Annotated in this window: 15 protein-coding genes; all 15 read left to right on the top strand. The window is 62.2% G+C overall.

All coding sequences use genetic code 11. The features are described 5' to 3' along the window. Positions 1-4: 4 nt before the first annotated feature. Positions 5-1,063 (top strand): nicotinate-nucleotide--dimethylbenzimidazole phosphoribosyltransferase, encoded by a 1,059-nt coding sequence (cobT, locus tag ACTQ3V_RS04620; RefSeq protein WP_441466474.1) that lies wholly within the window; start codon positions 5-7, stop codon positions 1,061-1,063. Between the two features lie 22 nt (positions 1,064-1,085). After that, on the top strand, positions 1,086-1,616 hold the full coding sequence (locus tag ACTQ3V_RS04615) for a bifunctional adenosylcobinamide kinase/adenosylcobinamide-phosphate guanylyltransferase (RefSeq protein WP_441466473.1): 531 nt from the start codon (positions 1,086-1,088) through the stop codon (positions 1,614-1,616). After that, positions 1,613-2,401, top strand: coding sequence for an adenosylcobinamide-GDP ribazoletransferase (locus ACTQ3V_RS04610; protein ID WP_441466472.1), 789 nt, complete (start codon positions 1,613-1,615; stop codon positions 2,399-2,401). Before ACTQ3V_RS04615 ends, ACTQ3V_RS04610 begins: the two co-directional genes overlap by 4 nt. Beyond that, positions 2,398-2,733 carry a bifunctional adenosylcobinamide kinase/adenosylcobinamide-phosphate guanylyltransferase gene (locus ACTQ3V_RS04605; protein WP_441466471.1) on the top strand — a complete coding sequence of 112 codons (336 nt, stop codon included), beginning with the start codon at positions 2,398-2,400 and terminating at the stop codon, positions 2,731-2,733. Before ACTQ3V_RS04610 ends, ACTQ3V_RS04605 begins: the two co-directional genes overlap by 4 nt. Next, positions 2,724-3,692, top strand: coding sequence for an adenosylcobinamide-phosphate synthase CbiB (gene cbiB / locus ACTQ3V_RS04600; RefSeq protein WP_441466470.1), 969 nt, complete (start codon positions 2,724-2,726; stop codon positions 3,690-3,692). The genes ACTQ3V_RS04605 and cbiB overlap by 10 nt, the downstream gene beginning before the upstream one ends. 14 nt (positions 3,693-3,706) lie before the next feature. Next, complete coding sequence (locus ACTQ3V_RS04595) at positions 3,707-4,768, top strand: pyridoxal phosphate-dependent aminotransferase (protein ID WP_441466469.1); 1,062 nt, start codon at positions 3,707-3,709, stop codon at positions 4,766-4,768. Then, the gene (locus ACTQ3V_RS04590; protein WP_441466468.1) at positions 4,768-6,270 is read left to right on the top strand and encodes a cobyric acid synthase; all 1,503 of its coding nucleotides are present in this window, start codon (positions 4,768-4,770) and stop codon (positions 6,268-6,270) included. The genes ACTQ3V_RS04595 and ACTQ3V_RS04590 overlap by 1 nt, the downstream gene beginning before the upstream one ends. After that, positions 6,267-6,797: a cob(I)yrinic acid a,c-diamide adenosyltransferase gene (locus ACTQ3V_RS04585; protein ID WP_441466467.1), complete on the top strand. Its 531-nt coding sequence runs from the start codon at positions 6,267-6,269 to the stop codon at positions 6,795-6,797. The genes ACTQ3V_RS04590 and ACTQ3V_RS04585 overlap by 4 nt, the downstream gene beginning before the upstream one ends. Next, on the top strand, positions 6,791-7,429 hold the full coding sequence (locus ACTQ3V_RS04580) for a precorrin-8X methylmutase (protein WP_441466466.1): 639 nt from the start codon (positions 6,791-6,793) through the stop codon (positions 7,427-7,429). The genes ACTQ3V_RS04585 and ACTQ3V_RS04580 overlap by 7 nt, the downstream gene beginning before the upstream one ends. Before the next feature lies 1 nt (position 7,430). After that, positions 7,431-8,210 carry a sirohydrochlorin cobaltochelatase gene (locus ACTQ3V_RS04575; protein WP_441466465.1) on the top strand — a complete coding sequence of 260 codons (780 nt, stop codon included), beginning with the start codon at positions 7,431-7,433 and terminating at the stop codon, positions 8,208-8,210. Between the two features lie 171 nt (positions 8,211-8,381). Then, complete coding sequence (locus tag ACTQ3V_RS04570) at positions 8,382-10,730, top strand: SpoIIE family protein phosphatase (protein ID WP_441466464.1); 2,349 nt, start codon at positions 8,382-8,384, stop codon at positions 10,728-10,730. 51 nt (positions 10,731-10,781) lie between these two features. Further along, on the top strand, positions 10,782-11,039 hold the full coding sequence (locus tag ACTQ3V_RS04565; RefSeq protein ID WP_441466463.1) for a hypothetical protein: 258 nt from the start codon (positions 10,782-10,784) through the stop codon (positions 11,037-11,039). A 106-nt stretch (positions 11,040-11,145) separates the two neighbouring features. After that, complete coding sequence (rd, locus tag ACTQ3V_RS04560; RefSeq protein ID WP_441466462.1) at positions 11,146-11,304, top strand: rubredoxin; 159 nt, start codon at positions 11,146-11,148, stop codon at positions 11,302-11,304. Between the two features lie 170 nt (positions 11,305-11,474). Continuing rightward, entirely contained in the window at positions 11,475-11,984 is a 510-nt protein-coding gene (locus ACTQ3V_RS04555) for a DedA family protein (RefSeq protein ID WP_441466461.1), read from the top strand. Positions 11,985-12,112: 128 nt separating this feature from the next. Then, a complete protein-coding gene (dusB, locus tag ACTQ3V_RS04550) occupies positions 12,113-13,084 on the top strand; it encodes a tRNA dihydrouridine synthase DusB (RefSeq protein WP_441466460.1) in 972 nt (323 codons plus the stop codon). Positions 13,085-13,113 lie beyond the last annotated feature (29 nt).

Below are 13,113 nucleotides of genomic sequence, written 5' to 3'. Positions count from 1 at the left end.
CACCATGGATTTGCAGCAGGGCATTGCGGCGGTGCGTCCGCCTTGCGAGAAGAGCCGCGCGCAGGCGACACAGCGGTTTTCCGATATTGCGATGCCGCTGGGCAGTCTGGGGCTATTGCAGGACGCAGTGGCGCAGATTGCCGCCATCCGGCGCACGCCGCGCCCCTCGATTGCCAAGCGCGCGGTTGTGATGTTTTGCGCGGACAACGGCGTGGTCGCCGAGGGCGTGACCCAGTGCGGGCAGGAGGTTACCGCGACCGTGACCGAAAATATGGGACGCGGCCGGTCGGCGGTCTGTCTGATGGCGCGGCATATCGGCATGGACAGCTTCCCGGTGGATATCGGTGTGGCGCGCGACGTGCAGGGCGAGAGGATTTTGCATCGCAAAATTCGATACGGTACGGCGAATATGACAAAACAGGCTGCTATGACGCGGGCAGAGGCCGTGCGGGCGGTTGAAACGGGGATGGAGCTGGCGCAGTGGTGCGCCGCGCAGGAGTACGACCTGCTGTGTGGCGGCGAAATGGGCATCGGCAACACGACGACAAGCGCCGCCGTGACCGCCGCGCTGACCGGCGCGGACGTGCAAACCGTGACCGGCCGCGGCGCGGGTCTATCCTCGGAAGGGCTGGAACGCAAAGTACGCGCAATTCAAACCGCACTGACATTGCACCGACCCGACCCGAACGACCCGCTCGACGTGCTGCACAAGGTTGGCGGGCTGGATATCGCGGGGCTGGCCGGACTGTATCTCGGCGCGGCGGCCTGCGGACTGCCTGTCGTGCTCGACGGCGTGATTTCGTGCACGGCGGCGCTGGTTGCGGTGCGGCTGTGCCCCACCGTGCGCGGGTATCTGCTCGCGGGACACCGCTCGGAGGAGCCCGCGGGCGCTTTGCTGCTGCGCGAACTGGAACTTCAGCCGTTTATCACGGCGGGCATGCGGCTGGGCGAGGGAACGGGCGCGGTTGCGGCGGTCAGCCTGCTCGATTTGGTGTTTGCAGCCTATGACGGCATGCCGAGCTTTGCCGAGGCAGGGGTCGAGGCATATCAGCCGCTAACATAAACACAGAAGGAAGGACGAGCATATGCTGATTTTGGTCACCGGCGGCGCGGCAAGCGGAAAATCCGCACATGCGGAGCGCCTGCTGTGCGAAGCTGCGCCGTCCTCCCGGTTGTATCTGGCAACCATGCAGCCCTTTGGTGCGGCGGCGCAGGCGCGCATCGCGCGGCACCGCGCGCTGCGGCGGGGTAAAGGCTTTGAGACGGTCGAGTGTCCGCTGGGGCTGCAAAATCTATCGCTTGCCCGGCGGTATGACGGGATTTTGCTTGAGGATTTGGGCAATCTGCTGGCAAATGAAATTTTTGCGCCCGAAGGCGCGGGCGACGCGGCGTTCGGCAGCATCCTTGCAGGAATAGCGCATTTGCAAGACTGCTGCGAAACGCTGGTCGTGGTGACGGACGAAATCTTTTCCGACGGCGTAGGCTATCCGCCTGAGACGGAACGGTATATCTGCGACCTTGCGGCGCTGAACCGCGCGCTGGCGGCGCGGGCGGAGGCGGTATATGAGTCGGTATGCGGCATTTTACTGCCGCTGAAAGGAGCGAAAGAGCCATGAAAAGCGCGTGGAGCGGCCTGCTGGTCGCGTTTTCCATGTATTCGGTCGTGCCTGTGCCGCAGGTGCGGTGGGAAAAGCGGACGATGCGCTGGGCGCTCGGCTTTTTGCCGCTGGTCGGTGTGCTGATTGGCGCGCTCGAGTGGCTCTGGTTGATATTCTGCACGCACTTTGCCGCCGACGGGCTGTTTTATGCGGTCGGAGCGGCGCTTATCCCGCTTTTTGTGTCGGGCGGCATCCATCTGGACGGCCTGTGCGACACCTGTGATGCGCTCTGCTCCTACGGCGACCGGGAAAAACGGCTGGCGATTTTGAAGGACCCGCACGTCGGCGCATTTGGCCCGATGTGGCTGATGGCTTTTCTGCTGGCTGAGGTCGGCTGCTTTGCGCAGGTGTACCGCGCGCCCGCGCTGCTGCCGCTGGTGCTTGCCGGATTTGCACTCGCGCGCACGCTGGGCGGCTGCAAGGTCGTGCTTACGCCTTGCGCGAAGGATTCCGGCCTTGCGCACCTGTTTGCGGAAAACAGTGACAAAAAAGCGGTTGCCATCGCGCTGCTGCTGGAATTTGTGCTCTATCTGACCGCAGCCGGACTGCTGCTGTATGCCGTGCCGCACGGTTTGACGGCAGGTACGGTGCTTGTCATCGTGCTGCTGGCGTGGTACGGCGTGCATGAACAGATGACCCGCCGTATCTTCGGCGGCATCACGGGCGACCTGGCCGGATTTTTCATTTCGGTATCCGAGCTTTTGGCGATCGCGTGCGCCGCGTTGGGAGGAATGATAATATGACCGTGCTCATTATTGGCGGGGCGCATCAAGGCAAGGCCGCGCTTGCGCGTGCACTGTATCCCGCGCTGCCACTTGCGGAAAATCTGCACCTTCGCGTGCGGGAGGTGCTTGCGGCAGGCCGCGACCCGATGGCGCTGCTGGACGCTTTACGCGGCCATGCGGTCACCTGCGACGAAGTCGGCTGCGGCGTGGTGCCGATCGACCGTATGGACGAAGCCTACCGCGAGGCGGTCGGGCGGCTGTGCTGCGCGCTGGCAGCCGAGGCCGACGCGGTCGTGCGTGTGACGGCAGGCATTCCGCAATACATTAAAGGAGACAAACCATGTATCTGACCTGTGCCGTGCTGCTCGGCTTTTTGTTGGACACTGTGCTGGGCGACCCGAACACCGCGCTGCATCCTGCGTGCCTCATTGGGCGGCTGGTGTCGTTGACCGAAAAAATCCTGCGGCGGCTGTTTTTCAAAACCCGCCGCGGTGAAACGGTTGCAGGCGTGTTGCTGTGGCTGATTGTGTGCGGCATCAGCTTTGCCGCGCCGTTTTTCGTGCTGCGCTGGCTGCGCGGGGTGAATTTCTGGCTGGGTTTTGCAGCCGAAACGCTGCTTTGCTGGCTGATTCTGGCGCGAAAATGCCTTGCCGATGCAGGAAAACAGGTATATCGTGCTCTCGGGCAGTCGCTCGAGGACGGACGCAAGGCGGTGGCGATGTATGTGGGCCGCGATACCGGTCAGCTGGATGAGACAGGTGTTATTAAGGCGGCGGTCGAGACGGTCGCGGAGAACACGACAGACGGCGTGGTCGCGCCGCTCATCTTCCTGCTCATTGGCGGCGCGCCGCTGGGGCTGCTGTACAAGGCGGTCAACACGCTGGATTCGATGGTCGGCTACTACAACGACAAATATGAGTATTTCGGCAAGTTTTCCGCACGCATGGACGATGTTTTTAATTTTGTCCCCGCGCGTTTGGCTGCTGTCTGCCTGATTGCGGCGGCGGGTATGCTGGGACTCGACAACCGCAACGCGCTGCGCATTTGCCGGCGCGACCGGAACGGACATAAAAGCCCGAACGCCGGACAGACCGAGTCCGCTTGCGCGGGCGCGCTGCATATCCGGCTTGGCGGGGATGCAAGCTATTTTGGGAAAACGGTCAAAAAAGCGTCGTTCGGCGACCCCGACCGTGTGGTGCGGCGCACGGATATCTTACAGACCTGCGACCTGATGAGCATGGCGAGCGCGCTCGCGCTTGTGCTGTGCGCGATGCTGCGGCTCCTTTTTGCATGGCCGCCGCTTGGATAAAAAGGAGGAATCCCATGCCCGCATATGTACACGGCGGCGATGTGTATACGTTTGCCGCGCGCTTTGGCGGCGCGCCGGTGGACTTATCGGCCAATATCAACCCTTATGGCATCCCGGAGCGCGTCAAACAGGCAATGCTGGACGCGGTCGACGCCTGTACGCAGTACCCCGACCCGTTTTGCCGCGCGGCGCGGCAGGCGATCGGCGCGGCGGAGGGCGTCGACCCCGACCGCATCTATTGCGGCAGCGGTGCGGCGGACGTACTCGACCGGCTGGCGGCGGTTTTGCGCCCCAAAACCGCGCTGCTGCTCGCGCCGACCTTCGCGGAATACGAGCGCACGCTCACGGATGCGCGGCTATGTTTTCATATGCTGCACGCGGAGGAGGGTTTTGCCGTCACCGAGCGGATTCTGGACGATATCACGCCCGAACTGGACGCGGTCTATCTATGCCACCCCAACAACCCGACCGGACGCACGATTGCTCCCGCGCTGCTGCGCGAGATTGCCGTGCGGTGCGCACAAGTAGGCGCGCGGCTGATTGTGGACGAGTGTTTTCTCGATTTTGTGGCGGACGGTGCGCAGCGCACGCTCGTGCCGCTGCTGGACGAATTTCCGTCGCTTGTCCTGCTGCGGGCATATACCAAGATGTACGCTGTGCCGGGCGTGCGCTTCGGCTGGTGCATGACGGCGGACGAAGCGCTGATAGAGGGCCTGTACCGCGCGGGGCAGCCATGGAACGTGTCGGTGGTGGCGCAGGCATGCGCGGTGGCATGCGCGCGTGAGCGTAATTTTGCACAGGAGAGCGCCGCGCGAATTGCGCGTGAGCGCGCGTATCTGGCTGCGCAGCTTGCCGCGCGTGGGCTGTGGGTTTGTGCGGGAGAAGCAAATTTTCTGCTGTTTCGCTCGCAGGATACCAACTTGCAGGACAAGCTCGCGCGGCGCGGTATTCTGATACGCGACTGCTCCAATTACCGCGGTTTAACACGAGGATACTACCGCACGGCGGTCAAGACGCGGAAAGAGAGCGACGCGTTGCTTGCGGCGCTCGATGCGGTGCAGAAGGAGGAAGGTTGATGGCGCGGTGCATTATGGTGCAGGGCACCTGCTCAAACGCGGGCAAAAGCCTGCTGTGCGCGGCACTTTGCCGTATTTTGCGACAGGACGGCTGGCGTGTCGCGCCGTTTAAAGCGCAGAATATGGCGCTCAACTCGTTTATCACAGCCGACGGCGGCGAGATGGGCCGCGCACAGGTCGTGCAGGCCGAGGCGGCGGGCATCGCGCCCGACGTGCGTATGAACCCGATTTTGCTCAAGCCAACGAGCGACGTTGGATCGCAGGTGATTGTGATGGGTCGGGCGCGCGGCAATCGCACCGCCCGCGAATACTGGGGCGATAAAAAGGCGCTGCTGCCGGTGGTCAAGCAGGCGTATGACAGTCTGGCAAGCGAGTATGACATGATCGTCATCGAAGGTGCGGGCAGTCCAGCGGAAATCAATTTGAAGCAGGACGATATCGTCAATATGGGGCTGGCGAAACTGGTGGATGCGCCCGTGCTGCTGGTGGGCGATATCGACCGCGGCGGCGTGTTCGCCTCGCTTTACGGAACGGTAAAGCTGCTCGACGCGGACGAACAGGCGCGCATCCGTGCGCTCATCATCAACAAATTCCGCGGCGATGTGGAGATTTTGTGTCCCGGTTTGGCGCAGCTCGAAGAACTGACCGGCAAGCCGGTCGCGGGCGTGGTGCCATACGGACGGTTTGATATCGATGACGAGGACAGCTTATCCGAACAACTGGATGGTGATGCGCGCGGCGCGGCGGTGCGGATCGCGGTTGTGCGGCTGCCGCGGCTCTCCAATTTCACGGACTTTGCCGCGCTGGGCCGTGTACCGGGCGTGGGCGTCTATTACGCGGACAAGCCCGCGCAGCTGGAAGGGGCGGATATGATGATTCTGCCCGGCACGAAAGCGACGCTTTCCGACCTGAAATGGCTGCGCGAGAGCGGCATGGAGGCACAGATGCTCAAGCAGCACGCGGCGGGTATACCCGTGTTTGGCGTGTGCGGCGGATATCAGATGATGGGGCGCACGGTGTCCGACCCGGAGAACACTGAGGGCGGCGGCAGCCTGCGCGGCCTTGAGCTGCTGCCCGTGGACACGGTGTTTCGCCCGCGCAAGACCACAACGCAGGCGCACGGCACGGTGGGGCATTTATCCGGTGTGCTGACGCAGCTGTCGGGCGCAGCAGTCGAGGGATACGAAATCCACATGGGCGAAACGAGGCGAGACGCGGAGGCGTTGCCGTTTGCCGCGCTTACCCGTGTGGACGGCACAGCGGTTTCGGACGGATGTCAGGCGGAAAACGCCTATGGCACCTATCTGCACGGCGTGTTTGACGCGCCGGGGGTCGCGCTGGGGCTGGCGCAGGCGCTTGCCGGACGCAAGGGTGTTTCGCTGGAGGACACGGTGCTGGATACCGCGGGATACAAGGAACAGGAATACGACCGTTTGGCGGATACCGTCCGACGGGCGCTCGATATGGATTTGATTTACCGAATTTTGGAGGGAAACGCATGAATAACAAGGCTTGTGTGCATTTATACTGCGGCGACAGTAAGGGAAAAACGACCGCGGCGGTCGGTCTGGCGGTGCGGTTTGCGGGACGCGGCGGCAAGGTAGTGCTGGCGCAGTTTTTGAAGGACGGTACTTCAGGCGAGTGCCGCGCGCTGGCAAAGCTTGAAACGGTGACCATGCTCGCGGCCAATCCGGTGCGCAAATTCTCTTTCCAGATGACAGACGACGAGAAAAAGCAAACAGCGGACGCGATACAGCGTACCTTTGCCGCCGCGACCGGCTACGCAGTGCGCGAGGGCGCGGGGCTGCTCATCCTGGACGAGGTGTGCGCCGCCATTTCCTGCGGCTTTCTGGACGAGCAAGCGGTGCTGGATTTTCTGGACGGTCGACCGGACACGCTCGAGGTTGTGCTGACCGGACGAAACCCGTCCGAAGCCCTACAGCAGCGCGCGGATTATATCACAGAAATGGTCAAACACCGACACCCCTTTGACGATGGTGTGGCCGCAAGGGAGGGCATCGAATGGTAAACGGACGCATGGCGCCCGCCGAGATAGAAAAGCGCAGCTTTGAGATGATCACCGCCGAACTCGGCGAACGAACCTTCGCGCCGGGTGTGGCCGAAGTGGTCAAACGCGTCATCCACACGACGGCGGACTTTGACTACGCAGACAATCTGTGTTTCTCCGAAACCGTCATCGAGCGGGCAAAGGCGGCGCTCGCTGCGGGCGCAACCGTCGTGACCGATACCAATATGGCGCTGGCGGGCATCAGCAAGGCGACGCTGGCAAAGCTCGGCGGACGCGCGCTCTGCCTGATGGCGGACGAGCAGGTCGCACGCGAAGCCAAAGCGCGTAGCGTGACGCGCGCGACGGTTTCCATGGAGCACGCGGCAAAGCTGGACGGGCCGCTGATTTTTGCCATCGGCAATGCGCCTACTGCGCTCATCCGTCTGCATGAGCTGATAGGGGAGGGCGCGGTGGAGCCCGCGCTCGTCATCGGCGTGCCGGTCGGATTTGTCAACGTGGTCGAGGCCAAGGAGCTGTTTCTCGGTGGGAATACGCCGTATATCATCGCGCGCGGACGAAAGGGCGGCTCGAACGTAGCGGCAGCTATCGTCAACGCGCTGCTGTATCAGATGGTCAAACGGGAGGGATTTTGATATGGGAAAAAAAGCGCTGATGGTGGTCAGCTTTGGCACCAGCATGCCGCAGGCGCGGAGCGCAATCGAGAAAATCGAGCAGCGGCTGCACAAGGCGTTCCCGGAGTATGACTTTTTCCGCGCCTTTACCTCGCGCATGGTCGCTCGCAAAATCGAGCGGGAGGAGGGTGTGTACATCCCTGCGCCGGAGGAGCTGATGGAGCGGCTGGCAGAGCAAGGGTATGAGGAGGTGCGCTGCCAGAGCCTGCATGTTATCTTCGGGCAGGAATACGAAAAGCTGCTGGCGCAGCTGCGCCCGTATCGCGGTCGGTTTGCGCGGCTGCTCATCGGCAGGCCGCTTTTGTGGGATACCGAGGATTACCTGCGGCTGACACGGTCGCTTTTGGCCGAAATGCCGCGGCTTGCGCAGGATGAAGCCTATGTGTTCATGGGGCACGGCACCGAGCATCCGGCAAACGCCGCGTACGCGCTGGTCGAGAACTGCTTCCGGTATCACCGCGCCGAGCGGGTGTATGTCGGCACGGTCGAGGGCTTTCCACATCTCGATTATGTGCTCGCGCGGCTGGACGCGCACGAGGTCACGCATGTGCACCTTGCGCCGCTGATGATTGTGGCGGGCGACCATACGCACAACGACCTTGCCGGTGAAGAAGAGGATAGCTGGAAGAGCCGTCTGGAGGGCGAGGACTATACGGTCGAAACCCATCTGCGCGGGCTCGGCGAGATGGATGCCGTCGGCGATATTTTCGCCGACCATTGCCGCGCCGCGGAGACAATGTAATGGAAATGGATACGGGAATACGGCGGGTGCATGCGGTCACCCGCCGTGTTTTTTGTCATAACCGAGGCGACGCATAGAAAAACTGTAAAAGCTCTATTCCCGCCCTTATTTTCCGGCAAAGCCCGCAAATTCTTTGGGCTATACTGGGAAAACAAGGGAGGCAGAGCGAAAATGGACAAGCAAAAAACAAAGCGGGCTGCGCCGCTTGTGCTGGGCCGCGCGGCGGCATGGCTGGCGCGGCTGTGGAACGAAGAGCATCTGCACATCTTAATCACCGGTGTGCAGCGGTTTATTTTGTGCGCGGTGCTCGCACGAGGCACGGTGTTTGGCGGCTATGCGCCGTTCGGGCTTGCGATGGCGGCGGCGCTGATGGCACGCGGCGCGGGACTGAGTGCGGTTGGCGGCGTAGTCTGCGGGCTGATGCTGCTGGGCGGCGGGATGAAAAGCGGCGTGTACATTGCGGCGGTGCTGCTGGTTCTGTGCGTGATGAGCGTGTGCGCAGGTCTGCGCATCGTGCGCACGGCGTGGTTTGCGCCGGTCGTAGCGGCGCTTTCAGGGGCGGCGTGTACCTTCGTGTTTCTGCCGTCGGGCGCGGCGCTTACCCTTTCGGCGCTGCTCCCGTTTGCCGCCGTGCAGCTGCTGACGCTCGGGGCATGCCGCGTCTATGGCGCGGCCCTCTCGCCGCCGCGGGACGAAAATGACTGGCGGCGACCGGCGACGCTGCTGGTGCTGGTGGCCACTGTGCTGCTGTCGCTGTCCGATTTGAGCCTGTTTGCTCTGCTCTCGCCTGCCCGTGTGGCAGCGCTCCTGCTGACGCTTGCGGCAGCCTATCTCGGCGGGGCGGCGCCCGGCGCGGCGACCGGCGTGGCGCTGGGCGCCGCGATGGATATCGCCTGCGGCTACGGCGCGCTGTTTACCTGCTGTTACGGCTTGTGCGCGCTGGTCGCGGGTCTGTTCCGGGACAGCGGACGCGGCTGGTTTGCGCTGTGCGCGCTGGGCTCCGGACTGTGTGCGGCGATGCTGGGCGTGGAGCATGTGCTGTTTGTGCCGATGATTCTCGAACTCATCTGTGCGGTAGCGGGGTTCGCCGTCATGCCGCCGCTGGTATGGGATGCGATGCGCCACAGCTTTCTGCCCGACACGCTCATGGGCGAGGCGGCGCACCGCACGGTGCGGCAGACGGCGAGCAAGTGCGCCACCGAAGCGGCGCAGGCGTTTTACGAGCTGTATCTGGCGATGCTGAACGGCATTAGCGAGGGCAAGGCAGCGGGCGACCAGAATGTGCGCGCGGTGTTCGACCGCGCGAGCGACCGGGTGTGCAAAAACTGTGTGCTGTGCTCCCAGTGCTGGCAGCGCGACTATGTGACGACGCTGGCCGCGCTCAACGATGTGACTCAGCCCATGCTCAAACGCGGACGGGCGGAACTTTCCGACTTTCCCTATCACTTTGCCTCGCGCTGCGTGCATCTGCCCGAGCTGATGCGCGCTATCAACAGCGCGTTGTTTGCGCTGCGCGAGCGCCAAAGCCTTCGGCGACAGCAGGAGGAAAACCAGAGCCTGCTTGCGCGCCAATATGCGGGCATTACGGATATTCTTCGTCAACTGGGCGCGGAGGCGACGCAGGATTTGACAGCCCAGCCCATGATGGAGCGGCAGATTCGGCGGTATGCGGCGGCGTTCGGCTGGATTGACCGCGTGTGCGCGGTGCGGGACGCGCAAGGCCGGCTGGCAATCGAGCTGTATGGCGAGGGCATCGAGGATGTGCTGCGGCAGGGCGAGGGCTTTTCCGCGGGGCTGAGCGCGTTGCTCGGTGTGACGCTGACTGCCCCCAAACGGGTGGAGGACGAGCTTGGTCCGCATGTGGAAATGCGTGAGCGCGCGCCTTTTCGCGCGATTGTCGGCATCGGCCGACAGCAGAAGGAGGAATCCGCGGTCTCCGGCGACAGCGGCTGTTACTTCCTGACCGATGCGGGCATTGCCTGCCTGCTGCTGTCCGACGGCATGGGGTCGGGCACGGCTGCGCAGCAGGACAGCCGCATGCTGATTACCTCGCTCGAGCGTTTCCTGCGCGCGGGCATCACGATCGCGGATGCGCTGAAAGCGGTGTCTCCCGCGCTGCGGCTGCGCTCAGACGGGACGCGGTTTACCACGCTCGACGCGCTTACGCTTGACCTGTTTACAGGACAGGCGGAAAGCCTCAAGTGCGGCGCAGCGCCCTCCTACCTGCGCATGGGCGGCCAGTGGAAGATGCTGACCAGCAAGGCGCTGCCCATCGGCTTGGCCGAGGAGGACGCACTGGGTGCGCCGGTGCCGCTGCGTTTTGGAGACGGCGACCTGTGTATTCTGCTGTCCGACGGTATTTCGGACGGCATGGATGACGGCTGGGTGCGGGAGACCCTACTTGCGCATGCGGAGGACAGTCCCAAGGAGCTGGCGATGCGTTTGGTCACGGGCGCGGTGGGCCGCGGGCATGATGACGACCGCACGGCGCTGGTGATGCGCGTTGAAAAAATGGGATGATTAAATCCCTCCCTTTTTGGCAATACTTGCTGCAAAAGGGAGGGATTTGCTATGGTAAAAGGAATCAGCCGTCGTGTGGTGGTGGTGCGGCCGGATGAGCACGGGGTATTTGAGCAGGCGATTTTTCTGGTGCGGGACTGCACCGTGCCGCGCAGCGATGCGGTGCGCGAGGCCTGCCGCATTGCAAACCGCTATCTGGTGGGGCGCGGCTCCCACAGGCGCTCGTCATGGCTGCGTCCGGCGATTGCATTTGCGCTCGGCGCGGTGGCGGCAAGCGGGATTTGGGCTGTGCTTTGGCTGCTCGTCTGAAAAAGAGCGAAAAAGCCGCGACAATATTGTATAGTATTCCGATAGAAATTAAATGATAAATACGGTATATTAATATCAAATATTCATAATAAAAGGAGATAGCCAAATGAGCCAGTATGTATGCAAGGTTTGCGGTTATATTTATGATCCTGCGCAAGGAGATCCGGATAACGGTGTCGCGCCCGGAACGGCGTTTGAAAACCTGCCGGAGGATTGGCTTTGCCCGCTGTGCGCAGTCGGCAAGGACGAGTTTGAGCCGGCGTAACTGCAAGGATAACAAAGGGGGTCGCTGTATAAGCGGCCCCTTTTTGTGAACAGATTGCAAATTGCGGGCGCGCGCCCTTGTTTTGTCGCGGTGGGCTTGTTATACTAAAGGCAAACAGTAAGACGCGCCAAACCGGGCGCAGTCTGAAAACGGTAGAGGTGGCTTGGCGTATGACCGCCGAATTATTTTTTCAGTTGTTTCACCAGTATGGCTTGATTCTGGTCTGTGCGGTGATTTTCTGCGAATATATGAATCTGCCGGGCTTTCCGGCGGGCGTGATCATGCCGTCTATCGGCGTGCTGATTGCGCAGAGTGAGCTGTCGCTCGTGCTGACGCTTGTACTGAGCGTGGTGTTCGGCGTGCTGGGCAGTCTGGTGATCTACGGTCTGTGCTATTGGGGCGGTGAGCCCATTATGGAAAAGCTGTTCGGCAAAAGCGAAAAATTCCGCTCGTTTGTCACACGCTGCCATGCGTATATCGATGCGCAGCATGGTCGCGGACTGGCGCTGTGCCGCATTATTCCGGTTCTGCGCACGATTGTATCCATCCCGGCGGGACTGATCCGCATGCCGGTCAAGTGGTTTGTCGGCTGGTCGGCGCTCGGCATTGCGGCGTGGAACACCGTGCTGATTTCGTTTGGCTATTTCTTCAGTGAAAAAATATTGACCATGGTGTTATAAAAAGCTCCCGTAAGGGAGCTTTTCGCGTTTCGGGCGCGATGTGATTTTGTCACCACTTTGCAAGTTGCAATCAGTAGGGCTGTATGTTACAATATACAGCGTTAAATTATGCGCAGAGGGGGAGATTGATGCAAATCGGGAACGTAACGCTTGCCGGACGGATGGTGCTCGCGCCGATGGCCGGCGTGACCGACCGTGCCTTTCGGCAGATTTGCCGCGAGCACGGCGCGGCGCTGACGGTGACCGAAATGGTCTCTGCCAAGGCGCTGACCTATGGGGATAAAAAAACGCCGGGTCTGCTGGCGCTGGCGGAAAACGAGCATCCCGCAGCGGCGCAGATTTTCGGCCACGAGCCGGAAACCATGGCGGAAGGCGCAAAGATTGCGCGTGCGGTGTCCGGCTGCGACATCATTGACATCAATATGGGGTGTCCTGCGCCCAAGATTGTCAATAACGGCGACGGCTCAGCGCTCATGCGCGACCCGGCGCTTGCCGCGCGGGTGATTGAGGCGGTCAGCCGTGCGGTGGATGTGCCGGTGACGGTCAAATTCCGCAAGGGCTGGGATGAGAAAAGCGTCAACTTTGTGGCATTTGCGCGCATGGCCGAGCAGGCTGGTGCGGCGGCAGTTGCGCTGCATGGCCGCACGCGCGCGCAGCAGTACAGCGGTATCGCGGACTGGGACGCAATCCGCGCGGTCAAGCAGGCAGTATCCATTCCGGTGATTGCAAACGGCGACGTGGCCGTGCCGGAGGACGTGGCGCGCATCTTGGAGCATACCGGCGCGGACGCGGTGATGATTGGGCGCGGGGCGTTGGGCGACCCGTGGATATTCGAACGGGCAAACGCGCTGCTGGAGACCGGCGTATGCCCGCCGCTGCCGCCCTTCGCCGAGCGGATTGACACGGCAGTCCGGCAAATCGAACTGGCGGCAGAGCAAAAGGGTGAGCGTGTGGCGATGCTGGAGGCGCGCCGCCATGTTAACTGGTATCTCAAGGGCCAGAGCGGTCTGAAGACATTCAAAATGCGTATCTGTGCACTCGAACGGCTCGAGCAGCTTTATCCTTTGGCCGAGGAGATGAAGCGCGCTGCCGGTTGCTGAAGGATATTTGACATCAGAAGGAGGCGGAA

Origin of the sequence: Candidatus Agathobaculum pullicola (assembly GCF_052117205.1) — a bacterium.
GTDB lineage: Bacteria > Bacillota > Clostridia > Oscillospirales > Butyricicoccaceae > Agathobaculum > Agathobaculum pullicola.
Note: the sequence above shows the minus strand (reverse complement) of the source record. Positions and strands in the feature narration are given on the sequence as shown.

What these genes read in the sequence shown, in the direction of transcription:
- rd (WP_441466462.1), top strand. Translation starts at nt 11,146, where the DNA reads ATGAGCCAGTATGTATGCAAGGTTTGCGGTTATATTTATGATCCTGCG.
- dusB (WP_441466460.1), top strand. Translation starts at nt 12,113, where the DNA reads ATGCAAATCGGGAACGTAACGCTTGCCGGACGGATGGTGCTCGCGCCG.
- cobT (WP_441466474.1), top strand. Translation starts at nt 5, where the DNA reads ATGGATTTGCAGCAGGGCATTGCGGCGGTGCGTCCGCCTTGCGAGAAG.
- ACTQ3V_RS04615 (WP_441466473.1), top strand. Translation starts at nt 1,086, where the DNA reads ATGCTGATTTTGGTCACCGGCGGCGCGGCAAGCGGAAAATCCGCACAT.
- ACTQ3V_RS04585 (WP_441466467.1), top strand. Translation starts at nt 6,267, where the DNA reads ATGAATAACAAGGCTTGTGTGCATTTATACTGCGGCGACAGTAAGGGA.
- ACTQ3V_RS04605 (WP_441466471.1), top strand. Translation starts at nt 2,398, where the DNA reads ATGACCGTGCTCATTATTGGCGGGGCGCATCAAGGCAAGGCCGCGCTT.
- ACTQ3V_RS04570 (WP_441466464.1), top strand. Translation starts at nt 8,382, where the DNA reads ATGGACAAGCAAAAAACAAAGCGGGCTGCGCCGCTTGTGCTGGGCCGC.
- ACTQ3V_RS04575 (WP_441466465.1), top strand. Translation starts at nt 7,431, where the DNA reads ATGGGAAAAAAAGCGCTGATGGTGGTCAGCTTTGGCACCAGCATGCCG.
- ACTQ3V_RS04555 (WP_441466461.1), top strand. Translation starts at nt 11,475, where the DNA reads ATGACCGCCGAATTATTTTTTCAGTTGTTTCACCAGTATGGCTTGATT.
- ACTQ3V_RS04595 (WP_441466469.1), top strand. Translation starts at nt 3,707, where the DNA reads ATGCCCGCATATGTACACGGCGGCGATGTGTATACGTTTGCCGCGCGC.
- ACTQ3V_RS04590 (WP_441466468.1), top strand. Translation starts at nt 4,768, where the DNA reads ATGGCGCGGTGCATTATGGTGCAGGGCACCTGCTCAAACGCGGGCAAA.
- ACTQ3V_RS04565 (WP_441466463.1), top strand. Translation starts at nt 10,782, where the DNA reads ATGGTAAAAGGAATCAGCCGTCGTGTGGTGGTGGTGCGGCCGGATGAG.
- cbiB (WP_441466470.1), top strand. Translation starts at nt 2,724, where the DNA reads ATGTATCTGACCTGTGCCGTGCTGCTCGGCTTTTTGTTGGACACTGTG.
- ACTQ3V_RS04610 (WP_441466472.1), top strand. Translation starts at nt 1,613, where the DNA reads ATGAAAAGCGCGTGGAGCGGCCTGCTGGTCGCGTTTTCCATGTATTCG.
- ACTQ3V_RS04580 (WP_441466466.1), top strand. Translation starts at nt 6,791, where the DNA reads ATGGTAAACGGACGCATGGCGCCCGCCGAGATAGAAAAGCGCAGCTTT.